The sequence below is a fragment of the Pseudonocardia terrae genome (assembly GCF_021343995.1).
Classification (GTDB): Bacteria; Actinomycetota; Actinomycetes; order Mycobacteriales; family Pseudonocardiaceae; genus Pseudonocardia; species Pseudonocardia terrae.
The window spans coordinates 226,222-252,041 of record NZ_JAJTTE010000001.1 but is presented as its reverse complement, the minus strand read 5'-3'; the positions used below and the strand labels follow the sequence as shown (position 1 = coordinate 252,041).

Genomic DNA, 25,820 nt, shown 5'->3' with positions numbered 1-25,820 from the left:
GACGGCCTTCTTCACACACGAGGGAGACCCGAGGAGTGAACGCGCACAGCGCTCCGCACCCGAGCCGCTGGCCCACGGACCGGCCGCTGCGCCTGCTCGTCGTCCTGCACAACCTGGACATCGGTGGCAGCCAGCGCAACTCCGTGGACCTGGCCGCCGGCGTGCGGGACATGGGCCACGAGGTCGTCGTCGCCGGGCCGCCCGGCGTCCTCGAGGACGTCATCCACCGGCGCGGAGTGCGGTTCGAAGCGGTCGAGGAGCTGGTCCCGGACAACATCGCGCCCACCGCGCGAGCCGCGTACAAGCGGATCCGTGACCTGTCCCGGCGGCTGCAGCCGGACCTGATCCACGCCTACGAGCTCACGCCCGCGCTGCTCGCCTTCCTCGGCCCGCACCGCCTCGACGACGTGCCGATGACCATGACGATCAACAGCATGTCGGTGCCGGACTTCATGCCCGGCACGGTGCCGCTGCAGGTCTGCGGGCCGCTGATCGCGATGGAGACCCGCGAGCGCAGCGGCCCGATCGGCGTCCTGGAGATCCCGACGGACACGGTCGGCCAGTACCCCGACTACCCCGGCGGCGACGCCTTCCGCGCCGAGCTCGGGATCGCGCCGGACGAGATCGCACTCGTCGTGGTCAGCCGGTTCGCACGGGCCCTCAAGCAGGAGGGCCTGGAGACCGCGATCCGCGCCGCCGGCCGCATCGCGCCGTACCACCGGCTCCGGCTGGTGATGGTGGGCGACGGCCCGGCCATGCCCGAGCTGCGGGCCCTGGCCGACGCGACCAACGCCCGCGCCGGGCGCGAGGTCGTGCTGCTGCCCGGGATGCGGGTCGACCCGCGGCCCGCCTACGCCGCCGCGGACATCGCGCTCGGCATGGGCGGGTCGATCCTGCGGGCGATGGCCTTCGGCAAGCCCTGCATCGTGCAGGGCGAGCGCGGCTACTTCCAGATGCTCGACCGCGAGTCGGCCCGGCTGTTCCGCTGGCGCGGCTTCTACGGCATCGGCGCCGGCGGCACGGGCGAGGACGCGCTGGTCCGCGAGTTGACCACGCTCCTCGACGACCAGGTGCGCCGCAAGGAGAACGCGGCGTTCGCCCTCGAGCTCGTGCGCCGGCACTACAGCCTCGAGCACGCCCTGCGGGTGCAGATGGAGTGGTACCAGAAGGCCCTCGCCGAGCACGTCCGCCCGAGCCGCAGCGAGGTCGCACGCACCGTCGCCTCGGTCGGCGCCTGGTTCGCGGCGCGGGCGGCGGGACGGGTCAAGCCGGATACGTTCAACAGCTCGGAACGGATCGCACCGGGCATCGCCGCCCCCGTACCGGACTGGTTCGACCCGGACATCGACACCGACACCGGCAGCATCGACATCGCCAACGCGAAGACACTCAAGCTCCAGGCGGTCCGGCGGGGCTGAACGCCTGAGCCCGAGAACGACACCGGCCGGTGTCCCCGCGCGGGGACACCGGCCGTCCGTGTCACGGGTTGCTCAGCCGTTGTACTTGTACTCCTTGACCCAGTCCACCTGCATCTCGGACGGCTGCACGTTCTTCGGGTCGCCGTCCTCCGGGAACCAGTCCAGCTGGATGCACAGGTGCATCGGGCCCGGCGGCAGCGCGTCCTTGTCGTCGATGCGGTACCACTCGCGGCCGTCGAGGTAGCCGATGACGTGGTCCGGAGTCCACTCGACCGCCCAGTTGTGCCACTGGGTGCCGTCGACGGCCACGTCGTGCTGGATCTGCTTGTTGTCGTGGCCGTAGTGCAGGAACGAGTTCACACCCTGACGGTCCGGGTCGGTCGCTTCGAGGAAGTCGATCTCGCCGCCCTCCGGCCAGTTCTCCTCGTCCGGCCAGAGCAGCAGCAGTGCGTGGTAGGTCGGGTCGGCGGCCGGCATCTTCACGCGGCCCTCCCAGCGCCCGTACATCTGGCCCGGACTGAGCGCGAGGCCGCCGGTGTTGCCCTGGGCGTCGCCCTTGATGGTGAGGATGCCGTTGTCGACGTGGATCGCGTCCGACGTCCGGCGGCCGTTGCCGTCGTGGCCCTCACCCTTGTAGATGCTCCAGCCCGCGGGCCGGGGTCCGTCGAACTCGTCGACCCGGGACGGCTCGCCCCACCCGAGCAGGGTGGCGGCGCTGGTGTCCGCGCCCGCGCTCGGGGTCTTCGTGCCCGTGGTCGGGCCGGGCGGCTCCGAGACGCTGCCGCTCCCCGAGGTGTTCCCCGAGTCCGACGACGGCCTGCCGACGAGCACGGCGATCAGCGCGATCACGGCGACGACGACGACGCCGCCGATGATCAGGCCGGTACGACGGGAGATCCCCCGGGTGGGGGCACCGCCACCACCGGACCCGGACGGTTCGGACACTGGGGCTCCTCGGTCACGTTCGGACGTTTCAGATCAGACACAATGGACAGCGTGCGAGCGTAGGACACCCCGCCGACGCCCCGTCACCGAGTCCAACGACGTCACCGGTCGGACGTGACGTGGGAGTTCAGCGGGGACAACCGGGGCACCCGGCCGCCGACCCGCCGCGTGGCCCGGCGGCCGCGGACGTAGGCCGAGCCGCCGTCGACGATCCACGCCAGCCGCTCCCCCAGACTGCCCGCCGCGACGCCCTCGCCCGCGGTGGACTCCCGAGCTCCGATCTGCCGGAACTGCGCGACCGCGGCCGGGATGCGCCGGGCGGCCATGGCCCCGGCGCGCGGGTCCAGGGCGATCTTGGTCAGGAACGCGCCCAGGCCCATCGAGTAGCCCCGCAGCTGGCTGCGCAGCTCCTCCGGCGACGCCCGGTGGTGGTGCCACACGAACGCGCCAGGGTCGTAGCCGACCTGGTGGCCCGCCAGGACCAGTCGGACCATGAACTCGCAGTCCTCGCCGCCGCGGGTCGGGGCGCCGGCGCCGAGCGCCTCGTCGAACCCGCCGACGGCACGCGCGACGTCGGCGCGGACGGCGAAGTTGGCGCCGATCCCGAACAGGCCCGGCGAGAAGGGGAAGATCGCGGAGTCCTCGGGCGGGTCGGCCAGCGAGTAGCGGCGCGCCTCGAAGCCCCGGTTCCAGACCAGGGCACGCTCGGCGGCCAGCTGCTCCTCGGTGTCCAGCCGTGCGCCGATGACCGGTCCGCTCACGCAGGCCAGCTCCGGCTCGGCGGCGAACACCGCGGCGATGCGGCTCGCCCACTGCCGGTCGACCTCGGTGTCGTCGTCGGTGAACGCGACGAGCCGGGTGACCGCCTCGCGCAGCCCGCGGTTGCGCCCGACGGACAGGCCCCGGCGCCGCTCCCGGACGTAGACGACGCCCCGGTCGGCGAACTCCTCGGCGACCAGCCGGGTGCTCTCGTCCGCCGGGTCGTTGTCCACCACGACCACGGTGACGGCCGGGTGGTCACCCGCCACGACGGCGGCGAGGCTGGTCCGCAGGCTCTCCGGCCGGCCGCGGGTCGCGATCACGACGGTGAGCGGCTCGGCCGAGGGCGGCAGCGCCTGCTCCTCGCCCGTGTCCGGGCCCAGCTGCGCCTCGATCGCGGCGCGGACCGTCGACGTCGTCGCGCGGCCGCCGGTCAGCCCGACCGAGATCAGCCCGGCGGGCACCCCGCCGGCCGTGACCAGCAGCCGGGCCGCCAGGTAACGGGGGTCCACCGACAGGTCCAGTGCGTCCGAACCCTCGGTCCGCCGCTCGACCCGGCCGACCCAGGCCGGCGCCCGCCCGGGCAGCTCCATGCTTCTCCTTCGTCGTTCGTCGACGGTGCGCCGCGCGCACCGGGCCGGTGGCTCCCGCTCAGGCCTGGCCGGCCGGCGCCACCACGTCCTCCGCGGCCGCGGCCGGCCGCGCCTGCGAGACGACCTGCGGGCGGGCGAGACGCACCGGCTCCAGCGGCGTGTTGCCGAGGATCATGTCCGACGCCTTTTCGGCCACCATCAGGGTCGGCGCGTAGGTCTGGGTGTTGGTGACGGTCGGGAAGATCGACGCGTCGACCACCCGCAGCCCCTCGACCCCGTGCACCCGCAGCGTGGACGGGTCCACGACGTCGTCCGCCGTGCTGCCCATGCGGGCACTGCCGGTGGGGTGCAGCCCGGTCTGCGCGGTGTGCGAGATCCAGTCGATGATCTCCTCGTCCGTCTGGAACTCCGGCCCGGGGACGACCTCGCCACCGTCGACCCCCGAGAAGGCCGGCTGGGCCATGATGTCGCGCGCGATCCGGATCGCCTTGACCCAGTCGTCGCGGTCCCGCTGGTTGTCCAGGTAGTTGAAGATGATCCTCGGGTGCGCGGTCGGGTCCGCCGAGCGCAGCGTGACGCTGCCGCGGGAGCGCGCCGCCATGGTGCCGACGTGCACCTGGTAGCCGTGCCCCTCCACGATCCGCTTCTCGTCGAAGGCCATCGCCATGGGCGCGAACCCGACGATGACGTCCGGGAACTCCATGTCCTCGTTGCTGCGGATGAAGCCCGCGGCCTCGAAGAGGTTGCTGCCCGCCGGGCCGCGGCCGGCCAGCCACTGCAGGCCCATGATCGGCCAGTTCTTCTTGTCCTTCATGTGCACCATCGAGATGGGCTGGGTGCACCGGTGCTGGACCTGGACGGCCAGGTGGTCCTCGAGGTTGTGCCCGACGCCGTGCAGGTCGTGCACCGGCGAGACCCCGACGGCGGCGAGCTCCTCGGCCCGGCCGACCCCGGACAGCTGCAGCAGCTGCGGGGTGTTGAAGGCACCGCCGGACAGGATGACCTCCCTGGCCCGGACGATCTCCTCGCGCCCGCCGGCCGACCGGAAGGTCACCCCGACCGCGCGCGTCCCGGAGAACACGACCTGGGTGGCGAGCGCGCGGGTGCGGACCTCGAGGTTCGGGCGCCCCATCACCGGGTGCAGGTAGGCCTGCGACGACGACTGGCGCCGGCCCCGCCGGATGTTGCGGTCGAACGCCGCGAAGCCCTCCTGCACCGCGCCGTTCAGGTCCGCGGTGAGGTTGTACCCGGCCTGCTGCGCGGCCTCGAAGAACAGCGCGAACAGCGGGTGGTCGGCCGGGGCCCGCTCGACGGTCTGCAGGCCGCCGCGGCCGCGGTACTCGTTGCCCCCGAAGGTCAGCGAGTCCTCGATCTTCTTGAAGTAGGGCAGCACGTGCGCGAAGTCCCAGGCCTCGTCCCCGACGACCTTCGCCCACTGGTCGAAGTTCGCCGGGTGGCCCCGGACGTAGGTCATGGCGTTGATCGAGCCGGAGCCGCCGAGCAGCTTGCCCCGCGGCAGGTCCATGCGCCGGTTCTGCATGTACGGCTCGGGCTCGGAGACGAAGTGCCAGTTGTGGCTCTTGCTCGCGATCGCGAGGCCCATCGCCGCCGGCATGTGGGTGAACACGTCCCAGAACGGGTCCGATTTACCGGCCTCGAGAAGGAGCACCCGGTGCGCGGGATCGGCACTGAGCCGGTTGGCCAGGACGCACCCGGCCGCCCCGCCGCCGACCACGACGAAGTCGTAGACCTTGTCCGACATGAGGTGTTGAGCCCTCCAATGGGAACGCTGCGTGCCTGCCCCGCGCGTCGCGGCGACCCGGACCGGTCCCGGTCGCCGCCCCGCAGCGGCGGTCACGATATCGCGGTGAAATCCGCGGCTTTGACCGGGTCAGGGCCCGGCGCCCGCCGCGGGCGCGTTCGGGTTCGCGTTCTGGTCGGGGGCCGGGGGGGCGTTCGGGTCCGCGGCGGCCGGAGCGGGTTGCTGCGGCTTGTCGAGCGGGAGCCCGGTGACCGGGTCCGTGCGGGTCAGGACGGAGTGGACGACCTGCTGTCCACCCTGGACGGTCAGCAGGGCGACGACGACGGCGACGACGCACACCGAGGCCGCCGTGAGCGCCCGCACGCGGGTGGGCGTGCGCTCGAGCCGCCCGCGGCTGCTCTCCACCACCCAGGCGCGGACACCGAGCACGACGAGCAGGGCCAGGAAGGACAGCCAGACCCACTTGTCGAAGGCCGGGTCGATCGTCATCCGGGCCTCCCCGCCGTGCCGCCGGGGAGCACCGGCGCCCCGACCTTGCGCAGGACGTAGTCGTACGGGTCGTCCTTGCTCTGGTACCAGAAGTAGTACTTGCCCTGCTGGACCAGCGTGTTCGCGTAGTCGAGCGACCAGTGCGGCGGCTTCCCGTAGAGGAACTCGCCCTGGGCCTCGATCGACCCGAAGTTCACGATCACGTCGGGCGCGATCTTGTCGGTGCAGCCGATGGGGTCGTTCGAGACGCCGATCCGGCCGCAGCCCGGCGCGCCGCCACCGCGGCCGAAGAGCGTCAGGCCCTCGATCGCGAACGGCCCGGGGTCGGAGACCGGGATGACGTTCTGCCCGGGCGGGGTCGTCGCGACGACCGACCGGTACATCGCGGCGTCCTCGGGGTAGACGACCTGGTAGGAGTCGTTGCCGCCGCGCAGGAACACGAGCGTGCCGAACAGTCCGACCATGCCGACGGCCAGCACCGGCCGCATCCACGCGCGCTTGCGGACCGTCCACCGCAGGAAGTCCGCGCCGAGGATGGTGAGGATCGGCAGGCCGAACAGCACGATCCGCAGGAAGCCCTCGCTGCCGTAGCCCTGCGCGGCGAACGCCATCGGCACCACGGCGAGCCCGATCGGCACGAGGTCGCGGCGGCGCCGCCAGTAGACCCACGCGCCGATGCCGCCCAGCAGGTACGACAGCCCGGCGACGAGCACCCGCCCGTACTTGACGACGATCTGGCCGAGGTCGCCGGTGAGTCGGTCGGCCACGCCCTCCTGCAGCGCGGCGCCGGTGTCGCCGGTACCGATGAACAGCGTGATCTGGTTCATCCAGATGGAGCGGGCGGAGATCAGGATGAACAGGACGACGCCGATCACGCCGACCAGCACGAGGCCGCGGCCCCGGTAGCGGCCCACGACGGCCAGCAGGAACAGCTGGCCGAGGATCGCGAACGGCGTGAGCTGGTGCGCCGGGATCACCGCGAGGATGCACAGCGCCGCGCAGAAGTAGACCAGCAGCAGCTGCCGCGGGGGCAGGGTCGGCCGGTTCGGCGGCGTCATGCCGGAGACGAGCCAGCGGTGCAGCAGCGGCAGACGTTTCGCACCGCGGTGCGGGGCCGGCCAGCCCGGGACCCCGCTCGGGTCGGTCCGGCGGGTGGCCAGCGGGCCCAGGGCGAAGGTCAGCACCGTGAGCAGCAGGCAGATGCCCGTGGCCTGCGGCGAGAAGTAGTCCTGCTCGATCCAGTTCAGGCCGACGAACAGCCAGGCCGCGGCCCAGGGCGCGCGGGTGCCGCCCAGCATCGAGCGGGCCAGCGCGTAGATGCCGATCGCCCACACCGTGACGACGGCCGGCGGGAACCAGCGCAGCACCTCGTCGAGCTGGTCGGCGCCGCCGGCCTGGCGGAACCACGCCCACTGGGCGAAGAACGCGGGCCAGGAGAACCGGGCGTCGAGGCCCTGGGGCGGGACGCCGTTGGCGACCGCCACCGCGTCGACGAAGCCGGTGATCGTCCAAGCCGTGCCGAACCGCGCGGCCGGCTCGACGACCGACGGCAGGCCCGTCGAGCAGAGGATCAGCACCCCGGTCGCGGAGCCGAGCATCGGGATGCGCGGGCGCCGGGCGTAGAGCTCGGAGAGGCAGGAGCCGATCGCGAACAGCAGGGCCAGCCAGGCGGGGATGCCCAGCACCTTGGCCAGGCCCCAGCCGTCGAGCGCCTTCAGGTCGGTGGTGACCACGGCCAGCGGCAGCATGGCCAGCGCCAGCAGGGCCAGCGCCGGCGACAGCCAGCGGTCGATCACGACCCGGTTCTGCGTATACCACGACGGCCCCGACGGCGGTGCGGCGTCCGTCGGCGCGGCCGGCGGGACGACCGGGATCGCCGCGGTGGGCGGGTCGGTGCCGTCCGTGCCGTTCCCGAGCGCCGGGCCGACGGGCCGGAGGACCTGCGTGGCCTCGGGGTCGCTGCGGACGGTCTCCTGCGCGGCGGGGGCGGTGCCGCCGGAGCTGCCGCCGGGGTTCCCGGCGCGGCCGGCGCCCTCGCGCGGGGCGCGGCCGTCGCGGCGCGTGTCCTGTGTGGTCACTGGGCGACCACCGCGTGCCGGAGCAGGAAGGGGATGCTGATCGCGGTGACGATGTAGAGCATGAGGTCGGGGTGCCACCAGACCGTGCTGACCATGATCTGTGCAGCGAGCAGCGTGGTGGCCACGCCGACGCCCAGGGTCAGCAGCCAGACGTGCGCCGCGGGTGCGCGGCGCAGGAAGCCCGCCGCGGACCAGCCGGGGCCCAGCAGCAGGAAGCCGATCGTGAGGAAGAGGCGGACGTCGCCCGCGGTGCCGCCGGTGACGTCGAGCAGGCTCAGGACACAGGCGGCGAGCCCGGCGACGACGAGCATCAGCGCGACGCCGCGGCGCGCGGTGCGGGCGCGCGTCAGCTCCGCCGCGGAGGGCATGCTCACCGCGTCACTCCGTTCCCTCGCCGGACGTCGTCCGTGGCCGACGTCGTTCCCGTGCTGGACATCGCACTGCTGGACATCGCACTGCTGGAGATCGCACTACCGGGCACCGCACGGAACGGCGGGACCGCCGCACGCCGACCGGCGCCGAACGGACCCCGGCGCCCGTCAGGAGTATGCCGGGCGCCGGTGATCCGCAGGAGGCGACCCCTCAGGAGGCCTCCTCCTCGAGGGCGTAACGGGCGTCGAGCGCCTCGCGCTGCGCCGCGGCGCGCTGGGGCGCGGGACGGTCGGTCCCGGCCGCCGGACGGTTGCCCGGGCGCGGCGACGGGCGCGGCGGGGCGGTCGCCGCGGGCGGCGCGGGCGGCGCCGGCGGCGCGACCGTGCCGATCGGCTCGGTCTGCTCCGTCGTCGGAGGCACCGGCAGCGTGTCGGCGTTGCCGAGCGTGCGGCCGTTGAGGTGCCCGGTGCCGTTGGCGTGGGTGCCGTTCGTGTGGCTGCCGTTCGTGTGGGCGCCGTTCACGTGGGTGCCGTTGGCGTGGCTGCCGTTCGTGTGGGCCGCACCGTTGGTGCGGGCGCCGTCCGCGTGTCCGTTGTGGACGGCGTGCCCGTTCGGTCCGGCGTGCCCGTTGGTCACCGGGTGCCCGTTGGGTGCGGCACCGTCGAGGGACGTGCCGTTGCGCGCCGCGACCGAAGCCGCCACCGCCGGTGGCTCCTCGCGCCGCTGCTGGGCGCGCCGCCGCTCGGCGGCCAAAGTGCGCAGGACCCGGGTGCCGTCGGCGAAGGTCCGCAGGTTGGTGTCGCCGAAGAGGCGCTCGCGCTCGTAGGAGGGGACCTCGGTCACCCGCAGCTCGGCCGCGGCGACCCGGCAGGCGAGCACGGTCTCGATCTCGAACCCGTCCCCCCAGAGCATCGACCCGTCGTCCGGTGCGGGAGCGTCCACCGCCGGCAGCTCCAGCAGGGGCAACAGGTCGGCCCAGAAGGCGTTGTAGCCGTAGCAGAGGTCCGAGTGGCGCGTGCCGAACAGCACGTTGGCCACGCCGTTGAGCCCGGCGTTGCCGGTCCTCCGCAGCAGCGTGATGTCGTCGCTGCCGCCGCCGCGCGCGAACCGGCTCCCCTTGGCGAAGTCGGCACCCGCCTTGAGCGCCGCCACGAACGCCGGGATCTCCGCCGGGTCGGCCGAGCCGTCGGCGTCGAACATCACGATGATGTCGCCGGTGGCGGCGGCGAACCCGCACGCCATGGCGTTGCCCTTGCCCTTGCGGGTCTGCTCGACGATCCGCACCCAGGGCAGCACCCGCCGCGCGGTCTCCACCGTGCCGTCGACCGAGTTGCCGTCGACGACGATCACCTCGTGCACCGCGGGGCGCACCGCCGCGATCGCGGGCAGCACCACCTGCAGGTTGCGGGCCTCGTTCCGGGTGGGCACCACCACGGACACGGTCGGATCGGCTCTGCGCTGGCTGCGCCGGTCACTGCGCTGCATCGCAGTCTCCCCCTCGTCGCACCTCGTGTGCTGTCGCGCTGACGCCTCGGCGCCCGACTCCTGCAGGTCGAGATCTCACCCGGTACTCCGTCATCGCTCGGCTTATCTGTCGGCCTCGTCGGTGCGTTACGTGACGGGGCGCTCCCCCGACCGCGTGCACCGTCCGCGTGCCGCCCCCCGTTCGGGTCCCGGACGCCCCGCCGACGACCGCGCTCCGCTCACCTCGCGGGCGCTCGGCTGCTCCGGGTCCACGACCCGAACCTTACGGACCGTTCGATCACGCCGCCGACCGGGGCCGTCCGCCGCCGCTCGGTAGAGTCCCACCCCATGGACAGCACGGACCGCCCCCCGCACGCGGCGGAGCAGCGCGGACCGGGCGCCCGGTGACCGCGGCCGGCTTCCCGGGCGTCTACCAGGCCACCGTGTCCGTGGTCGCCGCGGTCACGGACGGCGAGCGCCATCTCGCCGAGACCATCGGCTCGGTCCTGGAGCAGACGGAACCCGACTTCGAGCTCGTGCTCCTCGACAACGCGAGCACCGACGCCACCCACGAGATCATGCGGTCCTTCGCCGACCCGCGGATCCGGGTGGAGCGCACGGGCGAACGGATCCCCCGGGCCGAGGCCCGCAACCGGGCCGTCGCGGCCGGGCGGGCCCCGCTGGTGAAGACGATCACGGACGGCGACATCCTCCACCCCCGCTGCCTCGAGCTGCAGGCCCAGCCGCTGCTCGACGACCCCGGCCTGACGCTCGTCGCCGCCCGCCGGCACGTCGTCGACGACAAGAGCCGCGTGCTGGTCCCCCGCCGCGGGCTGAACGGGCTGATCGGCACCCGCAGCGGCGACGAGGTGGCCCGCAAGATCGTGCGCGGCCGCAGCAACCTGATCGGCGACGCGTGCAACGTCACCTTCCGGCGGGAGGGCTTCACCGCCGCGGGCGGCTGGCGGGGCCGGCGGGACGAGCTGCTCGACCTCGACTGCTGGCTGCGCCTGCTGCACCACGGCGACTTCCTCGGCCGGCCCGAGCCGCTCGCCGCCGTGCGGATCACAGGCTCGCCGCGCCAGCCGGGCTACGCCGAGCGGGTGCGCGGGGAGCACACGGCGATCGTCGCCGAACTCGGCGACTCCCCGGCGTACGAGGTCCGGGCGCTCGACCGGCTGGTCGGCGCGGCGCTGGCCCCGGTGGGCGCGCTGCGGCGCTCGGGGCTGTCGATGCTCGCCACGCGCTCGGAGAAGCGCGAGGAGCGGGAGCGCCGGCGGGAGCTCGCGGCAGCCTGACGCCGGTCCGGCCCCCTCCCTCGGGCGCATCGCCCCCTCCGACCGGACAGTCGCACGGGACTCGCTCCCGCACATCGTTTGCGATTGCGTCGCCGACGCGTTGTGATGGGGGCTGCGCCTGCCCGGCGCACCCCTCGGCACCCGGGAGGCCTCCATGGTCACCATGGTCACCGCCATGCACATGAGCGACGGCTTGGTGAACGCCCCGACCTCGCTCGTCTTCGGGGCCGTGGCCCTCGTCGTCCTCGTGCTCTGCCTCGTGCGGGCCCGCGCGGACCTCGACGAGCGCACCGCACCGATGGCCGGGCTGGTCACGGCGTTCGTGTTCGCCGTACAGATGATCAACTTTCCGATCCTGCCCGGCGCCAGCGGCCACCTGCTCGGCGGCGCGCTCGTGGCGATCCTGGTCGGGCCGTGGGTGGGCACGGTGTGCATCGCGATCGTGCTGCTCGTCCAGGCGTTGCTCTTCGCCGACGGCGGGCTCACCGCGCTCGGGACCAACATCACCAACATGGCGATCATCGGCGTGTTCACCGGGTACGGGGTGGCCCTGCTGCTGCGCCGCGTCGCCCGGCGCAGCCGCGGCGGGCTGGTCGCCACGGCGTTCGTCGCCGCCTTCGTCAACACCGTGGTCGCCTCGCTGGGCTTCGTCCTCGAGTACGCGGTCGGCGGCAGCGGCGGCGCCTCCCTCGGGACCGTGTTCGCGTTGATGGTGGGGCTGCACGCCCTGATCGGCATCGGCGAGGGCGTGATCACCGCGGCGACCGTCGGCGCGGTCGTGGCCGTGCGTCCGGACCTGGTGTACCTGCTGCGGGGCACGGCGACGCCACTGGTCCGCAGATCCGCGCCCTCGACGCCGACGGCGGGCGGTGCGGCGTGACCCGGCGGCGCGGCTTCCTCCTCGGGTTCCTGGTGGTCGCCCTGCTCGTCGCGGGCGGGCTCTCCTACTTCGCCAGCTCCAGCCCGGACGGGCTGGACACGGTCGCGCGGCACGGCTGCCAGGTCAGCGAGACCGGCGGCGGCGAGCACCTCGACGGCACGTGCATCGCACAGAACGCCGGCGAGCACGCCGCCGCGCACTCGCCGCTGGCCGACTACTCGGTCCTCGGCGGCAAGGGCACGGTCGGGATCGCGGGCGTCGTCGGCGTGCTGGTGACCCTCGCCCTGGCCGGCGCGCTGTTCCGGGTGCTGGGCCGGCGCTCCCCCGCGCGCCAGGCCGAGCGGGGGGACGACTGAGGTGGGCGCGGGCCACGCGCACCCGCTGCACCTGCACCGCGACTCCCCGGTCCACCGGCTCCCGCCGCAGGTGAAGATCGTGGCCGCGTTCCTCGGTGTGGTGTGCGTGGTCGCCACGCCGCGGGAGGCCTTCGCGGTCTTCGCGGGCTACCTGGTGCTGCTCGTCGGCGTATGGGTCGCGGCCCGCATCCCGGTCGGCTGGATCCTGCGCCGCTCGGTGATCGAGCTGCCGTTCGTGGTGCTCGCGGTACTGCTGCCGATCACCGGCCCGGACCCGCGGATCGACTGGCTGGGGATGTCGCTGTCCGAGCCCGGCCTGCTCGGCGCCTGGAACATCCTCGTGAAGGGCACCCTCGGCGTCCTCACCTCGCTCACGCTGGCCGCCACCACGCCGATGCGGGACCTGCTCGTGGGCCTGCAGCGGCTGCACGCCCCGGCCCTGGTCACCACGATCGCGACGCTCATGCTCCGGTACATCGACGTGATCGCCGGGGAGGCCCGGCGGATGCGGTTGGCCCGCGTCGCCCGCGGGCACGATCCGCGCTTCCTGTGGCAGGCCGGCGCCACGGCCCGCGGCATCGGGGCGCTGTTCGTGCGCTCCTACGAGCGGGGCGAGCGCGTGCACCTGGCGATGCTGTCCCGCGGCTGGTCGGGCGCGATGCCGGTGCTCGCCGAGAACCGCACGACCCGGCGGGACTGGGCCGCCGGGCTGGCGCCGGTCGCCGTCGCCGCGGCGCTGGCCGTGACCGGATGGGTGATCGCATGACCCTCGCCGACCCGCTCCGCGCCCCCGGCGACGCGGCCGCCACACCGCCGTCGCTGCTGGTGCGCGACCTGCTGTTCGCCTACCCGGACGGCCACCAGGCGTTGCACGGGGTGGACCTGCGGATCGAGCCGGGCGAGCGGGTCGCGCTGCTCGGGCCGAACGGCGCCGGCAAGACGACGCTGGTGCTGCACCTCAACGGGATCCTCGCGCCCGGCGAGGGCACCGTCGAGGTCGGCGGCCTGCCCGTGACCAAGCAGCACGTGCAGGAGATCCGCCGCCGGGTCGGGATCGTGTTCCAGGACCCCGACGACCAGCTCTTCATGCCCTCGGTCCGCGAGGACGTCGCCTTCGGCCCGGCCAACTTCGGGCTCGGCGGGCCGGCGCTCGCGGAACGGGTCGACCAGGCGTTGGCCGCCGTCGGGATGGAGGAGCACGCCGACCGCTCGCCACTGCACCTGTCCGGCGGGCAGCGCCGGAGGGTCGCGCTGGCCACCGTGCTGGCCTGCGATCCCGAGATCCTGGTGCTCGACGAGCCCTCGTCGAACCTCGACCCGGTCGCCCGCCGCGAGCTCGCCGAGGTGCTGCTCGGCCTGGGCCGGACCATGCTGATGGTCACCCACGACCTGCCCTACGCGCTGCAGCTCTGCCCGCGCAGCGTGGTGCTCGACGACGGCGTTGTCGTGGCCGACGGCCCCACCCGGCAGCTCCTGGCCGACCGCGCCCTGCTCGAGCGGCACCGCCTGGAGCTCCCGTTCGGCTTCTCGCTGTCCTGATCGCAGTACGGAACCATAACGCGAATTTCGACCGGATTTCTGCGCGTTATGGAACCATGATGCGCAGAATCGCTGGCCTACCGCGCACTATGGTTCCATGACGCGGCTCAGCGGGGCGGGGCCTCCTCGGACCAGTCGCCACGGGGCGGGACGCCGTTGGGCGGCGGAGCCTCGCCCGCGCCCAGGGCGTGGCGGGCCTCCTCCCCGATCGCCGGCACGTGCTGCGTCGCCTCGGCCGTGGCCGCGGCGACCTGCCGGGCGATCTCCGGGTCGCCGGTGGTGTCGAACCAGTCCTTGACGGACTCCTCGTCCTCCTCGGGGACCGAGCGCACACCGTCGTCGGGCGACGGGGTGTACTTGAAGACGCCGTCCTCACCGGGGGCGCCGAGCATCCTGGTGAAGCCCTCGAGCGCCTTGCCGAAGTCCGACGGCACCAGCCACACCTTGTTCGCCTCGCCCGCGGCCATCTGCGGCAGGGTCTGCAGGTACTGGTAGGCGAGCAGCTCGGGCGTCGGCCGGCCGGCCTTGATCGCGGCGAACCGCTTCTCGATCGCCTTCGCCTCACCCTGTGCCCGCAGGTACTGCGCCGCCCGCTCGCCCTGCGCCCGCAGGATCCGGGACTGCCGCTCCGCCTCGGCGTTGAGGATCGCCGCCTGCTTGGAGCCCTCCGCGGTGAGGATCTGCGCCTGCTTCTGGCCTTCCGCGCTGCGGATCGCAGCCTCCCGCTGGCCCTCGGCAGTGAGGATGGTGGCCCGCTTCTCGCGGTCCGCCTTCATCTGCCGCTCCATCGACTCCTGGATGGAGGACGGCGGGTCGATCGCCTTGATCTCCACGCGCTCGACCCGGATGCCCCAGCGACCGGTGGCGTCGTCGAGCTCGCCGCGCAGGACCGTGTTGATCTGGTCACGCGAGGTGAGCGTCTCCTCCAGCGTCATGCCGCCGACGACGTTGCGCAGCGTGGTCGTGGTGATCTGCTCGACGCCGACGATGTAGTTCGAGATCTCGTAGACCGCGGACTTGGGGTCCGTGACCCGGAAGTAGACGACGGTGTCGATGTTCACCGTCAGGTTGTCCTGCGTGATCACCGGCTGGGGCGGGAAGGACACCACCTGCTCGCGCAGGTCGATCCGCTCCCTGATCCGGTCGACGAACGGCACCAGGAACGCGAGCCCCGGGTTCTGCGTGGTCTTGTACCGGCCCAACCGCTCCACCACCGCGGCCGTGGCCTGCGGGATGATCTGCACCGCCTTCGCCAGCGTGATGATCACGAACAGCACGATCACCACGATCACGACGAGCAGTCCGACGTTCACCGTCTCCATGTCCCTTCCCCCGTCTACTCGGCGAGGACGAGCACGGTGGCGCCCTCGATGCGGACCACCGTCACCCGGTCGCCGGGCTCCATGACCTGCTCGCCGTCGAAGGAGCGGGCGGACCACTCGTCCGGCCCGATCCGCACGCGGCCGCCGTGCCCGTCGACCCGCCGCGAGACCACGGCGGAACCCCCGACGATCTTGTCGGTGTGGTGCACGTAGCCCTCCACCGACTTCTGCGCCTTGCGCCGCAGCACCGGCCGCACTCCCGCGAGGAGCAGCACCGAGGCGATCGCGAACAGCAGCGTGCTGCCCAGCCAGCCCAGGCCGAACACCGCCGCGCCCCCCGCCGCGACGAGCGCGCCGCCACCGAGCATCGCCAGCACGAACTCCCCTGCCAGCATCTCGCCGGCGAGCAGGGCGATCCCGGCGATCAGCCAGATCAGCGGAACCATGCAGCCAGGATGGCAGAGACCACGGTCCGGGGTGACCGAAATGATCATTTCGGTCGCACAACGGTCGGGCTCAGCCCTCCTGGGTCACGAAGTCGATCAGCTGCTCGACGGCGCCGATCAGCGACGGGTCCAGGTCGCGGAAGGACTTCACGGCACCGAGCACCCGGCGCGCGCCGTCGGCGGGTTCACCCCAGCGCAGCGCCTCGCACACGCCCGTCTTCCAGTCGGTGCCGCGCGGGATCGTCGGCCACGCCCGGATCCCGACGGCCTGCGGCTTGACCGCCTCCCAGACGTCGACGAACGGATGGCCGGTGACCAGCACGTTCGGCCCCGCAGCCAGATCGTTCATGACCGACGCGGCCTGGCGGGTCTCCATGCTCCCGGCCACGAGGTGGTCGACGAGGATCCCGAGCCGACGGTGCGGGGCGGGGCCGAACTCGCGAACCGCCGCGGCGAGGTCGTGCACGCCGTGCAGCGGCTCCACGACGACACCCTCGACGCGCAGGTCGTGCCCCCAGACCGTCTCCAGCAGCGCGGCGTCGTGGATGCCCTCGACCCAGATTCGCGCCGCCCTGGCGGTGCGGGCCTTGAGGTTCTGCACCTTCACCGAGCCCGACGCCGAGCGGACGGGTCCCGTCGGCGCGGCGGCGGGCTTCACCAGGGTGGCCGGCCGGCCCTCGAACAGGAAGGCGGCGGGGCGCAGGGGGAACACGCGTCGGGCGCCGAACCGGTCCTCGAGGGTGACCTCGCGGACGTCGACCTTCACCACCGCGCCGCAGAAGCCGCTCGCCGGGTCCTCGACCACGAGGCCGGGTTCGGCGGGGACCTCCGGGATCTCCTTCCGTGAGCGGACCCGGGTCCCGTCGGCGCCGAACGCGCCGCGGTAGTCGTGCGTGCGGGGTGCGGGCATGTCCGGGTTGTATCCCAAGGCGCACACCGGGTCGCGACCGACACGCGGAGGGGCGCCCGAAGAGCGCATCCCGCGTGCCGCCGACCGGGGGCCGTTCACCGAACGTCACGCAGCGTCACCCGCACGGCAGAGGCCGGGTTCCCGTCGCCCGTGGTTAGCCTGGCGTTCGTGCCCCGCTCCTCCGCCACCTTCGCGGTGTGGTCCTCGGCCTGGCTGGCCGGGTCCGCCGCGCCGGACGACGTGCTCGACGCGCTCACCCCCTGGGCCGAGGCGCACGACGTCGTCGCCGCCGACGAGGCCACCGCCGCCGCCACGGATCTCCCCGCCCCCGGCTCGCCCGTCTCGTCGCTGACCTTCCTGCTCGCCGCCCTCCGCCGCGCGCCGCGCGGTGCCGGCCGGCTCGTGCTCCCGGTGCCCGGGGACATCCGCGGCCTGCCCGGGCCCGGTTCCTTCACCAGCGCGGCGATCGCGGCCGGCGAGGGCGTGCTGTACGCCGAGGCGGGGCTGGGCGTGGTGCCGAGCCCGATCGCCGACGGCGTCCTGCGTTGGACCGTGCACCCCGTCCCCGCCCCGGTGCCGCCCGCCGAGTACGTGCCGCTGGCCGAGGCCGAGCACGAGCTGCGGGCACAGGTGCGGGAGTCGACGTCGATCCTCACCGACCTCGGGGTCGCCCGGCACCGGCCCGGGGTTCGCGAGGAGATCGCTGCCGCCCTGCGCGCCCGGCCGGCCACGCACTGGCCTGCGGGGATGCCGGGGCGCGCGCTGCGGGTGCTGCAGCAGGCGGACGAGGTGGAGGCGATCCTGGCCGCCGCCTCGGCCGACGAGCCCGGCGGTGCCCTCTCGGCCTCCGCCGCCACCGCCCGTCGCGAGGCCCTGCGCCCCCTCGACACCGCCGTCCGGGTCGCCCGCCGCGCCGCGGTCGCCGAGGCGGTCCGCACCTACGCCCCCACCCCGTAGCCGCGAGTCGCGCTGTCAGCTTCCGCGAGTCGGCGGTTCAAGCGGCCGAGTCGCACTTCTCGGTCCGTCCCGGGTTTGTGGTTCGGCGCCCCGGAAGTGCCGACTCGCGGGGACTCAGCCGCGCTCCCGGGCCGCGGCGACGAGCGCCCGCGCGGCGGGACTGTTGGGTCCTTCCGCCCGCCAGGCCAGCTCGATCCGGCTGCGCGCCTCGGGCGCCAGACGCGCGGCGCCGACGTCGAGCCCCGCCGCTCGCACCGCGCCTTCCGGCAGCACCGCGACGCCCAGGCCCCGTCCGGCCAGGCGCGCCAGCAACAGCGGATCCCCTGCTTCGAAGGCCACTGACGGTCGCACCCCCGCGGCCGCGCACGCCGCGTCGAAGGCCCCGCGCGGCCCCGTCCCCGGCGACATGCACATCAGGGGCCGCTCGACCAGCTCGTCCAGGCGCACCTCGTCCGCTTCCACCCCGACCGCCACCAGAGCCTGGTCGGTGATCGTCCGCGTCGCGACGCCGGTGGGCGGGTCGCCCGAGACACCCGCCCACACGAGGTCCACCTCCCCCACGACCAGCTGCGCGAGCAGTGCGTCCGAGGTCCCTTCGCGCAGCGAGATCTCCACCGCGGGGTGTGCGCGCCGGAACTCGGCCAGCAGGTCCGGCAGATCGGTCGCCGCCAGCGACGGCGCCATCCCCACCGCCACCCGCCCGCGGACCAGGCCCTTCAGCTCGTCGACGGCCAGGTGCGCCCCCTCCACGGCGGCCAGCGCCGCTCGCGCGTAGGGCAGCACGGCCTCCCCCGCCGCCGTCGGCGTGACGCCCCGGGAGGTGCGGGTCAGCAGCGGCTCGCCGAGCTCGCGCTCCAGTTGCTTGAGCTGGGCGCTCACCCCGGGCTGGGCGACGTGCAGGCTGGCGGCCGCCGCCGTGACCGTCCCCTCCTCGATCACCGCGACCAGATACTGCAGCTGACGCAGCTCCATAACCGAGCATGCTAGCGGTGAGACGATCCATCTCTTGGACTTCTCACCCCGCGCCGTCGAGGGTGGAGACATGTCCACGACGAGCACCCTCATCGGCACCATGCTCCGTCCCGGCGACCCCGGCTTCGACGCCGAGCGCCGCGGCTTCCAGGCCGCCCGCGCACACCGTCCGGACCTCGTGGTCGCCGCCGCCACCGCGGCCGACGTCCAGGCCGCCGTCCACCACGCCCGCGACCGGGGCTTCGCCCTCGCCGTGCAGTCCAGCGGCCACGGCCTCGCGGCCCCGCTCGAGGGCGGAATGCTGATCAGCACCCGTCGGATGCGGGAGGTCACCGTTGATCCCGCCACGCGGTGCGCCCGGGTCGAGGCGGGCGCTAGGTGGGCAGACGTCGTCGCCGCCGCGAGCCCGCACGGCCTCGCCCCGCTCAGTGGGAGCTCCCCCGGCGTCGGTGTGGTCGGTTATCTCCTCGGCGGCGGCTTCGGCCTGCTCGGCCGTACGTTCGGGTTCGCCGCCGACCGCGTCCGCCGGGTCGAGGGCGTCGCCCCGTCCGGCGAGGCGGTCACACTCGACCGGCCGCCGGCTGGCGGCACCGTCGTCACCGCCGTCGAGATCGAGCTGGTCGAGCTCGCCGGGATCTGGGGCGGTTCGCTCGCCGTCGAGGTCACGCCCGCGGTGCTCGACGGTTGGGCCGCCTGGAGCGCGGACCTTCCCGAGCAGGTGACGACCGGGATCTCCCTCGTGCCGTTCGCCGACGACCCGACTCTGCCGCCGCCGTTCCGCGGGCGGCACATCGCGATGATCACGCTCGCCGCCACGGTCGACGCCGCGGAGCTCGTCCGGCCCCTGCGCGAGCTGGGACCGGTGATCCACGAGCATCTCGGGTGGCTCCCCGCCGCCGAGTCGCACGCGATCCATCACGACCCCACGGAACCCGAGCCCTACGCCGGCGACGCCCGGCTGCTCCGCACCCTCGACCGCGACGCCCTGCGGGCGATTCCGGCGCTGACCGGCCCGTCGGCTCCGGTCCCCTCGGTCGTGGAGGTACGCCGTCTCGGCGGGGCGTACGGCCGGGGCCGGACGGTTCCCGCGAGCGCCCGGGAGGCCGGGTACCTGGTGCGGACCGTCACCGTCCTCGACGGTCCGGACGAGACGGCCGCTCGCGCGTTGCACGAGGACCTCTTCCGCCCCTTCGCCGCTGACGACCTCGGACGGGCCTGGACGTTCTGCTACGGCCTCTCCCGGACCACGGACTAGTCACTGTGGGCATCCGCCGGCCGGGTCCCGCGCAAGTCGGCGGTGCCGGGCAGCCGAGTCGCACATCCGGGACCTTCCGGGATGTGCAACTCGGTGGGGCGACACTGCCGACTCGCGGGAGCCCACAGCGCGACTCGCGGGAGCCCACAGCGCGACTCGCGGAAGCCCACAGCCCGACTCGCGGAAACCCACAGCCCGACTCGCGGAAACCCACAGCCCGACTCGCGGGAGCCCACAGCGCGACTCGCGGGAGCCCACAGCGCGGCTCGCGGGCGGGGGGTTACGGGCGGGTGGGGCGGCGGGCGGGTTCGCAGCAGTTCAGCGCGCAGGGGGCGCCGTCCGTCGTGCAGCCCGCCCGCGGGACCCCGCCGAGCGATCGGGCGGGCACGTCGGACAGATGCTCGGCCATCAGCTCCACCACCATGTCGGCGAAGCGGGGGTCGGGGCCGGCGGTGGCGGCCCGGGCGAAGGACATGCCCAGCTCCGCCGCCTTCTCCGCGGCCTCGTTGTCCAGGTCCCAGACGACCTCGACGTGGTCGGAGACGAAACCGACCGGGGCCACGACGACCGCCTCGACGCCCTTGGTGTGCAACGTCTCGACGTGGTCGACGATGTCCGGCTCCAGCCAGGGGACCTGGGGCGGGCCGGACCGGGACTGCCACACGACGTCGTACTCGGTGATCCCGAGCTCCGCCGCGACGAGTCGTGCTGCCTCCGCGATCTGCCGCGAGTAGCGGTGCCCGCCCTCCTCCGGCACGCCGGCCGCGGCGTCGGCCGCCACCGGGATGGAGTGCGCGGTGAACACGACCCGCGCCCCGGCCGGGACGGTCGCGAGCGCGGCACGCACGGCGTCGGCGTTGGCCTGCACGAAGAGCGGGTGGTCGAAGAAGTGCCGCAGCTTGGTCAGGTGCGGGGCGTCGGTACCGACGGCGGCACGGGCGCGCGCGATGTCGTCGTCGTACTGCCGGCAGGCCGAGTAGCCGCCGTACGCGCTGGTGGCGAACACGAGCGCGCTCCGGACGCCGTCGCGGGTCATCTCCGCGACGGTGTCCTCGACCATCGGGTGCCAGTTGCGGTTGCCGAAGTACACCGGCAGGTCCGTCCTCGACCGGATCGCGGCGATCAGCTCCCGGTTGCGGGCGTTGATCGGCGAGACGCCGCCGAAGTGCCGGTAGTGCTCCTCGACGGCGTCGAGCCGCTCCGGCGGCACCCCGCGGCCGCGCACCACGTTCTCGAGGAACGGGCGCACCTCGTCGGGCCCCTCGGGGCCGCCGAAGGAGAGCAGGAGCAGCGCGTCGTACGAATCGGAGGACGAACCCACGGCCTCATTCAACCGCGCGGCCGTGGGCCCCGCCCGTCACACCCCGACCGCGTGGAACCCGCCGTCCGCCATCACCATCGACCCGGTGGTGGTGGGCAGCCAGTCCGACAGCACGGCGCACACGGTCTTGGCGACGGGCACCGGGTCGCTGACGTCCCAGCCCAGCGGGGCACGCGAGTCCCAGTTGTCCTCGAACGCCGAGAAGCCGGGGATGGACTTGGCGGCCATGGTCTTCACCGGGCCGGCCGCGACCAGGTTGACCCGGATCCCCTGCGGACCCAGGTCACGCGCCAGGTAGCGGGTGACGGACTCCAGCGTCGACTTGGCGACGCCCATCCAGTCGTACGCCGGCCAGGCCTGGCGGTTGTCGAAGTCCATCCCGACGATCGACGCCCCCGGCCCGAGCAGCGGCAGCAGCGCGGTGGACAGCGACTTGAACGAGTACGCGCTCACCTGGATGGTCGTGGCGACGTCCTCCCACGGCGCGGTGAGGAACGCCCCCTCCCCCAGGCAGGACGCCGGCGCGAAGCCGATCGAGTGCAGGACGCCGTCGAGGCGCGGCGAGTCCCCCAGGTGCGGCGAGACCCGCTCCACCAGGGAGTCGAGCTGCTCCTGGTTCGCCACGTCGAGCTCGACGACCGGGGCGGGCTTCGGCAGCCGCTGCGCGATCCGCTCCACCAGCCGCATGCGGCCGAACCCGGTGAGCACGACCTCGGCGCCCTGCTCCTGCGCGATCTTCGCCGCGTGGAACGCCAGCGACGCGTCGGTGATCACGCCCGTGACCAGCAGCTTCTTGCCCTCGAGCAGTCCCATCAGGACCCTTTCGCCGTCGTTCGGGAGTTCGGGGAGGTGGAGCTCAGTGGCCCATGCCGAGGCCGCCGTCGACCGGGATGACCGCCCCGGTGACGTAGCCGGCCTGCTCGGAACCGAGCCAGGTGACGGCCGAGGCGACCTCCTCGACGGAGGCGTAGCGGCCCAGCGGCACCTGCTTGGTGATCTCGGCGCGCCGCTCCTCGGAGAGCGCGCGGGTCATGTCCGTGTCGACGAAGCCGGGGGCGACGACGTTGGCGGTGATGCCACGCGACCCGAGCTCGCGGGCCACCGACCGGGCCAGCCCGACCAGGCCGGCCTTGGAGGCCGCGTAGTTGACCTGGCCCGCGCTGCCCAGCAGCCCGACCACCGACGAGATGAAGATCATGCGCCCGCCGCGCGCCTTCAGCATCCCGCGCGACGCCCGCTTGGCCACCCGGTAGGCGGCCGTGAGGTTGGCGTCGAGCACCGAGGTGAAGGACTCCTCGCTCATCCGCATCAGCAGGCCGTCGTCGTTCACCCCGGCGTTGGACACGAGCACCTGGACCGGCCCGAACTTCTCCTCGACCGTCGTGAACGCGGCGTCGACGGCGGCGGCGTCGGTGACGTCGCACTGCACCGGCAGCAGCTCCCCCGGGAGCCCCTCCGCCGAGCTGCGGTACGTCACCGCCACCTGGTCCCCCTGGGCCGCGAACGCCTCCGCGATCGCCAGGCCGATGCCGCGGTTTCCTCCGGTGACCAGCACGCTCCTACCCACGGGCACAGAACCTAGTGCACGGCCGCTCTGCGCACGGGGCGCGCCGCCGTCCGCGACGCGCGTCACGGCAGGCGGCGGCCCAGCACCAGCCCGCTGCCGAGCCCGACCACCAGCAGCAGCGCCCCGCCGGCCAGCCAGGGCCGGCTGGTGTCGACGCGGCGCACCTCGTAGCCGATCTGCTCGGACAGGTCGGCGTAGACCCGGCGCAGCTCGTCCTCGCTCGCGGCGGTGAAGAACTGGCCGCCGGAGAGGTCGGCGATCTGCTTCATCGAGGCGTCGTCGACGGCGACGCGGGTGCGGCCGCCCTCGATGTCGATCGTCCCGTACTCGGTGCCGAACGAGATCGTGGAGACCGGGATCTTGGCCTCCGCGGCCTGCCGGGCCGCGGTGAACGAGCCGCGCGGCTCGTTCTCCCCGTCCGGCCCCGGGACCGTCTGCTTGCCGTCGCTCATCAGCACGATCCGGGCGGGTGGCGGCGGTTCCTGGGCCCCTGCGCCGCCCGCACTCGCGACGGACTGGGAGAACGACTCGATCGACTGCATCGACGCGAAGATCGCCTCGCCGGTCGCCGTGGACTCGGACAGCTTGAGGCCGTCCACGGCCCGTTTGACGGCGTTGCGGTCGGTGGTCGGCGAGACCAGCACGGCCGCGGTGCCCGCGAACGACACCAGCCCGAGGTTGATCCCGGGCGTGAGCTGGTCGGCGAACGACTTGGCCGCGGCCTGCGCCGCCGCGAGCCGGGTCGGCTCGACGTCCGTGGCCTGCATCGACAGCGAGACGTCGATCACCAGCATCACGGTCGCCCGGTTGCGCGGGACCTTGGCCTCCGCCTGCGGCCCCGCCAGCGCGACCGTGAGCACCGCCAGCGCGGCGAGCAGGGCGGCTGCGGGGACGTGCCGGTACCAGCCCGGCCGCTTCGGGGCGACCTTCTCCAGTAGTTCCAGGTTGGTGAACCGGACGACGTCCCGGCGCCGCCTTCGCAGCAGTACGAGGTACGCGGCCACCAGGGCCGCGACGACCAGCAGCCCGAGCAGCCACCAGGGCGAGGCGAAGGTCACCGCCCGCCTCCCGACCGGGTCCGCTTGCGGGCCAGCACGAACCGCACGATGTCCGAGATCCAGTCCGAGTCGGTGCGCAGCCGCAGGTGCGCGGCCCCGCAGCGGCGCAGCGCGTCGGCCACCCGGTCGCGGTGCTCCGACGCGGCCGCGGCGTACTCGCGCCGCAGCAGCGGCGTGGTCTCGACCTCGCGCTGCCGGCCCGTCTCCGGATCGGCCAGGACGACCGTGCCGACGTCGGGCAGGTCCAGCTCGCGCGGGTCGAGGACCTCGACGGCGAGCAGGTCGTGCCGGGCCCCGAGGCCACGCAGCGAGCGCTCCCAGTCCGGTTCGCCGAGGAAGTCCGAGATCACCACCGCGAGGCCGCGCCGGCGCGGCGGCCGGCGCAGCTGCTCGAGGGCCGCGGTGAGGTCGCCGCGCGTGCCGTCCCCGGCCCGGGGCACCTCGGCGACGCGCCGCACCACCATCCGCGTGTGGGCGAGCCCGCCGCGGGCGGGGATCCGGACGGTCTCGGCCCCCGTCGACACGATCGCACCGATGCGGTTCCCGCCGCCGCGGGTCAGGTGCGCGACCGCGGCCAGCGCGGCCACGGCCAGGTCGCGCTTCTCGCAGTCCGCCGTGCCGAAGTCGAGGCTCGGCGACAGGTCGACGACGGCCCAGGTCTCGAGCTCGCGGTCGGCGATGGTCTCGCGGACGTGCGGCTCGGTGGTCCGCGCGGTGACGGCCCAGTCCATCCGCCGGACGTCGTCGCCCGCCCGGTAGGGCCGGGCCTCCGCCGGCTCCGACCCGGGGCCGGGCAGCAGGCCGAGGTGGTTGCCCTGCAGCAGCCCGTCGAGCCGGCCGCGCACGCTCAGCTCCAGGGCGCGCAGCGCCGCCTCGAGGTTCCCGCCCCGCAACGACGGCGGGCCCGGGTGGCCCACCCGCGGGCCCGCGGGGCTCGGGGCGGTCACGACGAACCGGGCGCCGGCGGGTAGGCGGCCGCCGGCGCAGCCGCGGGAGCCGGGGCGGCCGGCTGGGCCTGCGGCCGGGCGGTGACCTGCGGCAGCGGGACGGTCTGCAGCACGCGCTGCAGGATGTGCTCCATCGGGACCTGGTCGGCGACGGCGTCGTAGGAGAGCACGAGCCGGTGGCGCAGCACGTCCGGCGCGACGTCGAGGACGTCCTGCGGCAGCACGTAGTCCCGCCCGCGGACCAGCGCGAGCGCCCGGGCGGCCGCGACGATGCCGAGGGTGGCGCGCGGCGAGGCGCCGTAGGCGACCCAGCCGGCGATGTCCTGCAGCCCGTGGTCGGCCGGGGTGCGGGTGGCCACGACCAGCCGCACGACGTAGTCGACGAGCGCGTGGTGCACGAAGACCTGCGAGGCCACGCCCTGCAGCCGGACGAGCTCCGCCGGCTCCATGACCTGATCGGCCACGGGGGGCGTCGCGCCCATCCGGTAGACGATCTCGCGCTCCTCCTCGACGCCCGGGTACTCCACGATGATCTTGAACAGGAACCGGTCCCGCTGCGCCTCGGGCAGCGGGTAGACGCCCTCGTTCTCGATCGGGTTCTGGGTGGCCAGGACCAGGAACGGGTCGGGCATGGGGAAGGTGCGGCCGCCGATGGACAGGTGCCGCTCGGCCATGACCTCGAGCATCGCGGACTGGACCTTGGCCGGGGCACGGTTGATCTCGTCCGCGAGCACGAAGTTGGCGACGACCGGGCCCAGCTCGACGTCGAACTCCTCGCGGCCCTGCCGGTAGATCCGGGTGCCGAGGATGTCCGACGGAACGAGGTCGGGGGTGAACTGCAGGCGCGCGAACGAGCCGCCGACGACCTTGGCGACCGTCTCCACGGCCAGCGTCTTGGCGACGCCCGGGACGCCCTCCAACAGCAGGTGCCCCCTGGCGAGCAGCCCGACGAGCATCCGCTCGACCAGCCGGTCCTGCCCGACGATGACCCGCTTGATCTCGAAGACCGCGCGCTCGAGATGCTCGGCGTCGTCCTTCGGCGTGGAGGTGGCGGCGGGGGCCGCCGGGGTCCCGGAGGGCGGCGTCGGGTCGGGAGAAGGGTGCACGCTCAC

General features: G+C 73.9%; 25 protein-coding genes. 8 read left to right on the top strand and 17 right to left on the bottom strand.

Annotated features, from left to right (window positions below):
* Window positions 1–35: 35 nt before the first annotated feature.
* Window positions 36–1,418 (top strand): glycosyltransferase family 4 protein, encoded by a 1,383-nt coding sequence (locus tag LWC33_RS01160; RefSeq protein WP_233302214.1) that lies wholly within the window; start codon window positions 36–38, stop codon window positions 1,416–1,418.
* Window positions 1,419–1,490: 72 nt separating this feature from the next.
* Here the strand turns inward: LWC33_RS01160 and LWC33_RS01155 are convergent, their stop codons facing one another.
* From LWC33_RS01155 to LWC33_RS01125, 7 genes are all read right to left on the bottom strand, one after another.
* A complete protein-coding gene (locus LWC33_RS01155; RefSeq protein WP_233302213.1) occupies window positions 1,491–2,363 on the bottom strand; it encodes a glycoside hydrolase family 16 protein in 873 nt (290 codons plus the stop codon).
* A gap of 101 nt (window positions 2,364–2,464) precedes the next feature.
* A complete protein-coding gene (locus LWC33_RS01150) occupies window positions 2,465–3,715 on the bottom strand; it encodes a glycosyltransferase family 2 protein (protein ID WP_233302212.1) in 1,251 nt (416 codons plus the stop codon).
* Between the two features lie 58 nt (window positions 3,716–3,773).
* Window positions 3,774–5,477, bottom strand: coding sequence for a choline dehydrogenase (locus LWC33_RS01145; RefSeq protein WP_233302211.1), 1,704 nt, complete (start codon window positions 5,475–5,477; stop codon window positions 3,774–3,776).
* Window positions 5,478–5,606: 129 nt separating this feature from the next.
* Entirely contained in the window at window positions 5,607–5,966 is a 360-nt protein-coding gene (locus tag LWC33_RS01140; RefSeq protein ID WP_233302210.1) for a hypothetical protein, read from the bottom strand.
* The gene (locus LWC33_RS01135) at window positions 5,963–8,044 is read right to left on the bottom strand and encodes a hypothetical protein (RefSeq protein ID WP_233302209.1); all 2,082 of its coding nucleotides are present in this window, start codon (window positions 8,042–8,044) and stop codon (window positions 5,963–5,965) included. Before LWC33_RS01135 ends, LWC33_RS01140 begins: the two co-directional genes overlap by 4 nt.
* Window positions 8,041–8,418, bottom strand: coding sequence for a hypothetical protein (locus tag LWC33_RS01130; RefSeq protein ID WP_233302208.1), 378 nt, complete (start codon window positions 8,416–8,418; stop codon window positions 8,041–8,043). Before LWC33_RS01130 ends, LWC33_RS01135 begins: the two co-directional genes overlap by 4 nt.
* 208 nt (window positions 8,419–8,626) lie before the next feature.
* Window positions 8,627–9,901, bottom strand: a complete 1,275-nt coding sequence (locus LWC33_RS01125; RefSeq protein ID WP_233302207.1) for a glycosyltransferase family 2 protein — start codon at window positions 9,899–9,901, stop codon at window positions 8,627–8,629.
* 383 nt (window positions 9,902–10,284) lie between these two features.
* Here LWC33_RS01125 and LWC33_RS01120 point away from each other — a divergent pair, with 383 nt between their 5' ends.
* From LWC33_RS01120 to LWC33_RS01100, 5 genes are all read left to right on the top strand, one after another.
* Complete coding sequence (locus LWC33_RS01120; RefSeq protein WP_233302206.1) at window positions 10,285–11,178, top strand: glycosyltransferase family 2 protein; 894 nt, start codon at window positions 10,285–10,287, stop codon at window positions 11,176–11,178.
* Between the two features lie 154 nt (window positions 11,179–11,332).
* Entirely contained in the window at window positions 11,333–12,058 is a 726-nt protein-coding gene (locus tag LWC33_RS01115) for an energy-coupling factor ABC transporter permease (RefSeq protein WP_233302205.1), read from the top strand.
* Window positions 12,055–12,414, top strand: coding sequence for a PDGLE domain-containing protein (locus LWC33_RS01110; RefSeq protein ID WP_233302204.1), 360 nt, complete (start codon window positions 12,055–12,057; stop codon window positions 12,412–12,414). Before LWC33_RS01115 ends, LWC33_RS01110 begins: the two co-directional genes overlap by 4 nt.
* Before the next feature lies 1 nt (window position 12,415).
* Window positions 12,416–13,180, top strand: coding sequence for a cobalt ECF transporter T component CbiQ (cbiQ, locus tag LWC33_RS01105; protein WP_233302203.1), 765 nt, complete (start codon window positions 12,416–12,418; stop codon window positions 13,178–13,180).
* Window positions 13,177–13,953, top strand: a complete 777-nt coding sequence (locus LWC33_RS01100) for an energy-coupling factor ABC transporter ATP-binding protein (protein WP_233302202.1) — start codon at window positions 13,177–13,179, stop codon at window positions 13,951–13,953. The genes cbiQ and LWC33_RS01100 overlap by 4 nt, the downstream gene beginning before the upstream one ends.
* A gap of 107 nt (window positions 13,954–14,060) precedes the next feature.
* Here the strand turns inward: LWC33_RS01100 and LWC33_RS01095 are convergent, their stop codons facing one another.
* The 3 genes from LWC33_RS01095 to LWC33_RS01085 all read right to left on the bottom strand — a co-directional run bounded on the left by LWC33_RS01095 (window position 14,061) and on the right by LWC33_RS01085 (window position 16,631).
* A complete protein-coding gene (locus tag LWC33_RS01095; RefSeq protein ID WP_233302201.1) occupies window positions 14,061–15,275 on the bottom strand; it encodes an SPFH domain-containing protein in 1,215 nt (404 codons plus the stop codon).
* A gap of 14 nt (window positions 15,276–15,289) precedes the next feature.
* Window positions 15,290–15,721, bottom strand: coding sequence for an NfeD family protein (locus tag LWC33_RS01090; protein ID WP_233302200.1), 432 nt, complete (start codon window positions 15,719–15,721; stop codon window positions 15,290–15,292).
* Window positions 15,722–15,791: 70 nt separating this feature from the next.
* Window positions 15,792–16,631, bottom strand: coding sequence for a DUF3097 domain-containing protein (locus LWC33_RS01085; protein ID WP_233302199.1), 840 nt, complete (start codon window positions 16,629–16,631; stop codon window positions 15,792–15,794).
* A 168-nt stretch (window positions 16,632–16,799) separates the two neighbouring features.
* On the opposite strand from LWC33_RS01085, the gene LWC33_RS01080 reads away from it, so the two are divergent.
* Entirely contained in the window at window positions 16,800–17,588 is a 789-nt protein-coding gene (locus tag LWC33_RS01080; protein WP_233302198.1) for an Rv1486c family protein, read from the top strand.
* Between the two features lie 114 nt (window positions 17,589–17,702).
* Here the strand turns inward: LWC33_RS01080 and LWC33_RS01075 are convergent, their stop codons facing one another.
* Window positions 17,703–18,560, bottom strand: a complete 858-nt coding sequence (locus LWC33_RS01075) for a LysR family transcriptional regulator (protein WP_233302197.1) — start codon at window positions 18,558–18,560, stop codon at window positions 17,703–17,705.
* A gap of 70 nt (window positions 18,561–18,630) precedes the next feature.
* On the opposite strand from LWC33_RS01075, the gene LWC33_RS01070 reads away from it, so the two are divergent.
* Window positions 18,631–19,815 carry an FAD-binding protein gene (locus LWC33_RS01070; protein ID WP_233302196.1) on the top strand — a complete coding sequence of 395 codons (1,185 nt, stop codon included), beginning with the start codon at window positions 18,631–18,633 and terminating at the stop codon, window positions 19,813–19,815.
* A gap of 280 nt (window positions 19,816–20,095) precedes the next feature.
* On the opposite strand, the gene LWC33_RS01065 is transcribed toward LWC33_RS01070, so the two are convergent.
* The 6 genes from LWC33_RS01065 to LWC33_RS01040 form a co-directional block, all read right to left on the bottom strand.
* Window positions 20,096–21,136 (bottom strand): ferrochelatase, encoded by a 1,041-nt coding sequence (locus LWC33_RS01065; protein WP_233302195.1) that lies wholly within the window; start codon window positions 21,134–21,136, stop codon window positions 20,096–20,098.
* 36 nt (window positions 21,137–21,172) lie between these two features.
* On the bottom strand, window positions 21,173–21,949 hold the full coding sequence (fabI, locus tag LWC33_RS01060) for an enoyl-ACP reductase FabI (RefSeq protein ID WP_233302194.1): 777 nt from the start codon (window positions 21,947–21,949) through the stop codon (window positions 21,173–21,175).
* A 43-nt stretch (window positions 21,950–21,992) separates the two neighbouring features.
* Window positions 21,993–22,703, bottom strand: coding sequence for a 3-oxoacyl-ACP reductase FabG (fabG, locus tag LWC33_RS01055; protein WP_233302193.1), 711 nt, complete (start codon window positions 22,701–22,703; stop codon window positions 21,993–21,995).
* Window positions 22,704–22,765: 62 nt separating this feature from the next.
* Window positions 22,766–23,761, bottom strand: coding sequence for a VWA domain-containing protein (locus tag LWC33_RS01050; RefSeq protein WP_233302192.1), 996 nt, complete (start codon window positions 23,759–23,761; stop codon window positions 22,766–22,768).
* Complete coding sequence (locus tag LWC33_RS01045) at window positions 23,758–24,708, bottom strand: DUF58 domain-containing protein (RefSeq protein ID WP_233302191.1); 951 nt, start codon at window positions 24,706–24,708, stop codon at window positions 23,758–23,760. The genes LWC33_RS01050 and LWC33_RS01045 overlap by 4 nt, the downstream gene beginning before the upstream one ends.
* Window positions 24,705–25,814, bottom strand: a complete 1,110-nt coding sequence (locus tag LWC33_RS01040) for an AAA family ATPase (protein ID WP_233302190.1) — start codon at window positions 25,812–25,814, stop codon at window positions 24,705–24,707. The genes LWC33_RS01045 and LWC33_RS01040 overlap by 4 nt, the downstream gene beginning before the upstream one ends.
* Window positions 25,815–25,820: the final 6 nt, after the last annotated feature.

Excerpts from the sequence above, each read along its gene's own strand:
- LWC33_RS01150 (WP_233302212.1), bottom strand. The coding sequence starts at position 3,715 with ATGGAGCTGCCCGGGCGGGCGCCGGCCTGGGTCGGCCGGGTCGAGCGG.
- LWC33_RS01145 (WP_233302211.1), bottom strand. The coding sequence starts at position 5,477 with ATGTCGGACAAGGTCTACGACTTCGTCGTGGTCGGCGGCGGGGCGGCC.
- LWC33_RS01140 (WP_233302210.1), bottom strand. The coding sequence starts at position 5,966 with ATGACGATCGACCCGGCCTTCGACAAGTGGGTCTGGCTGTCCTTCCTG.
- LWC33_RS01125 (WP_233302207.1), bottom strand. The coding sequence starts at position 9,901 with ATGCAGCGCAGTGACCGGCGCAGCCAGCGCAGAGCCGATCCGACCGTG.
- LWC33_RS01115 (WP_233302205.1), top strand. The coding sequence starts at position 11,333 with ATGGTCACCATGGTCACCGCCATGCACATGAGCGACGGCTTGGTGAAC.
- LWC33_RS01100 (WP_233302202.1), top strand. The coding sequence starts at position 13,177 with ATGACCCTCGCCGACCCGCTCCGCGCCCCCGGCGACGCGGCCGCCACA.
- LWC33_RS01095 (WP_233302201.1), bottom strand. The coding sequence starts at position 15,275 with ATGGAGACGGTGAACGTCGGACTGCTCGTCGTGATCGTGGTGATCGTG.
- LWC33_RS01090 (WP_233302200.1), bottom strand. The coding sequence starts at position 15,721 with ATGGTTCCGCTGATCTGGCTGATCGCCGGGATCGCCCTGCTCGCCGGC.
- LWC33_RS01085 (WP_233302199.1), bottom strand. The coding sequence starts at position 16,631 with ATGCCCGCACCCCGCACGCACGACTACCGCGGCGCGTTCGGCGCCGAC.
- LWC33_RS01075 (WP_233302197.1), bottom strand. The coding sequence starts at position 18,560 with ATGGAGCTGCGTCAGCTGCAGTATCTGGTCGCGGTGATCGAGGAGGGG.
- LWC33_RS01070 (WP_233302196.1), top strand. The coding sequence starts at position 18,631 with ATGTCCACGACGAGCACCCTCATCGGCACCATGCTCCGTCCCGGCGAC.
- fabI (WP_233302194.1), bottom strand. The coding sequence starts at position 21,949 with ATGGGACTGCTCGAGGGCAAGAAGCTGCTGGTCACGGGCGTGATCACC.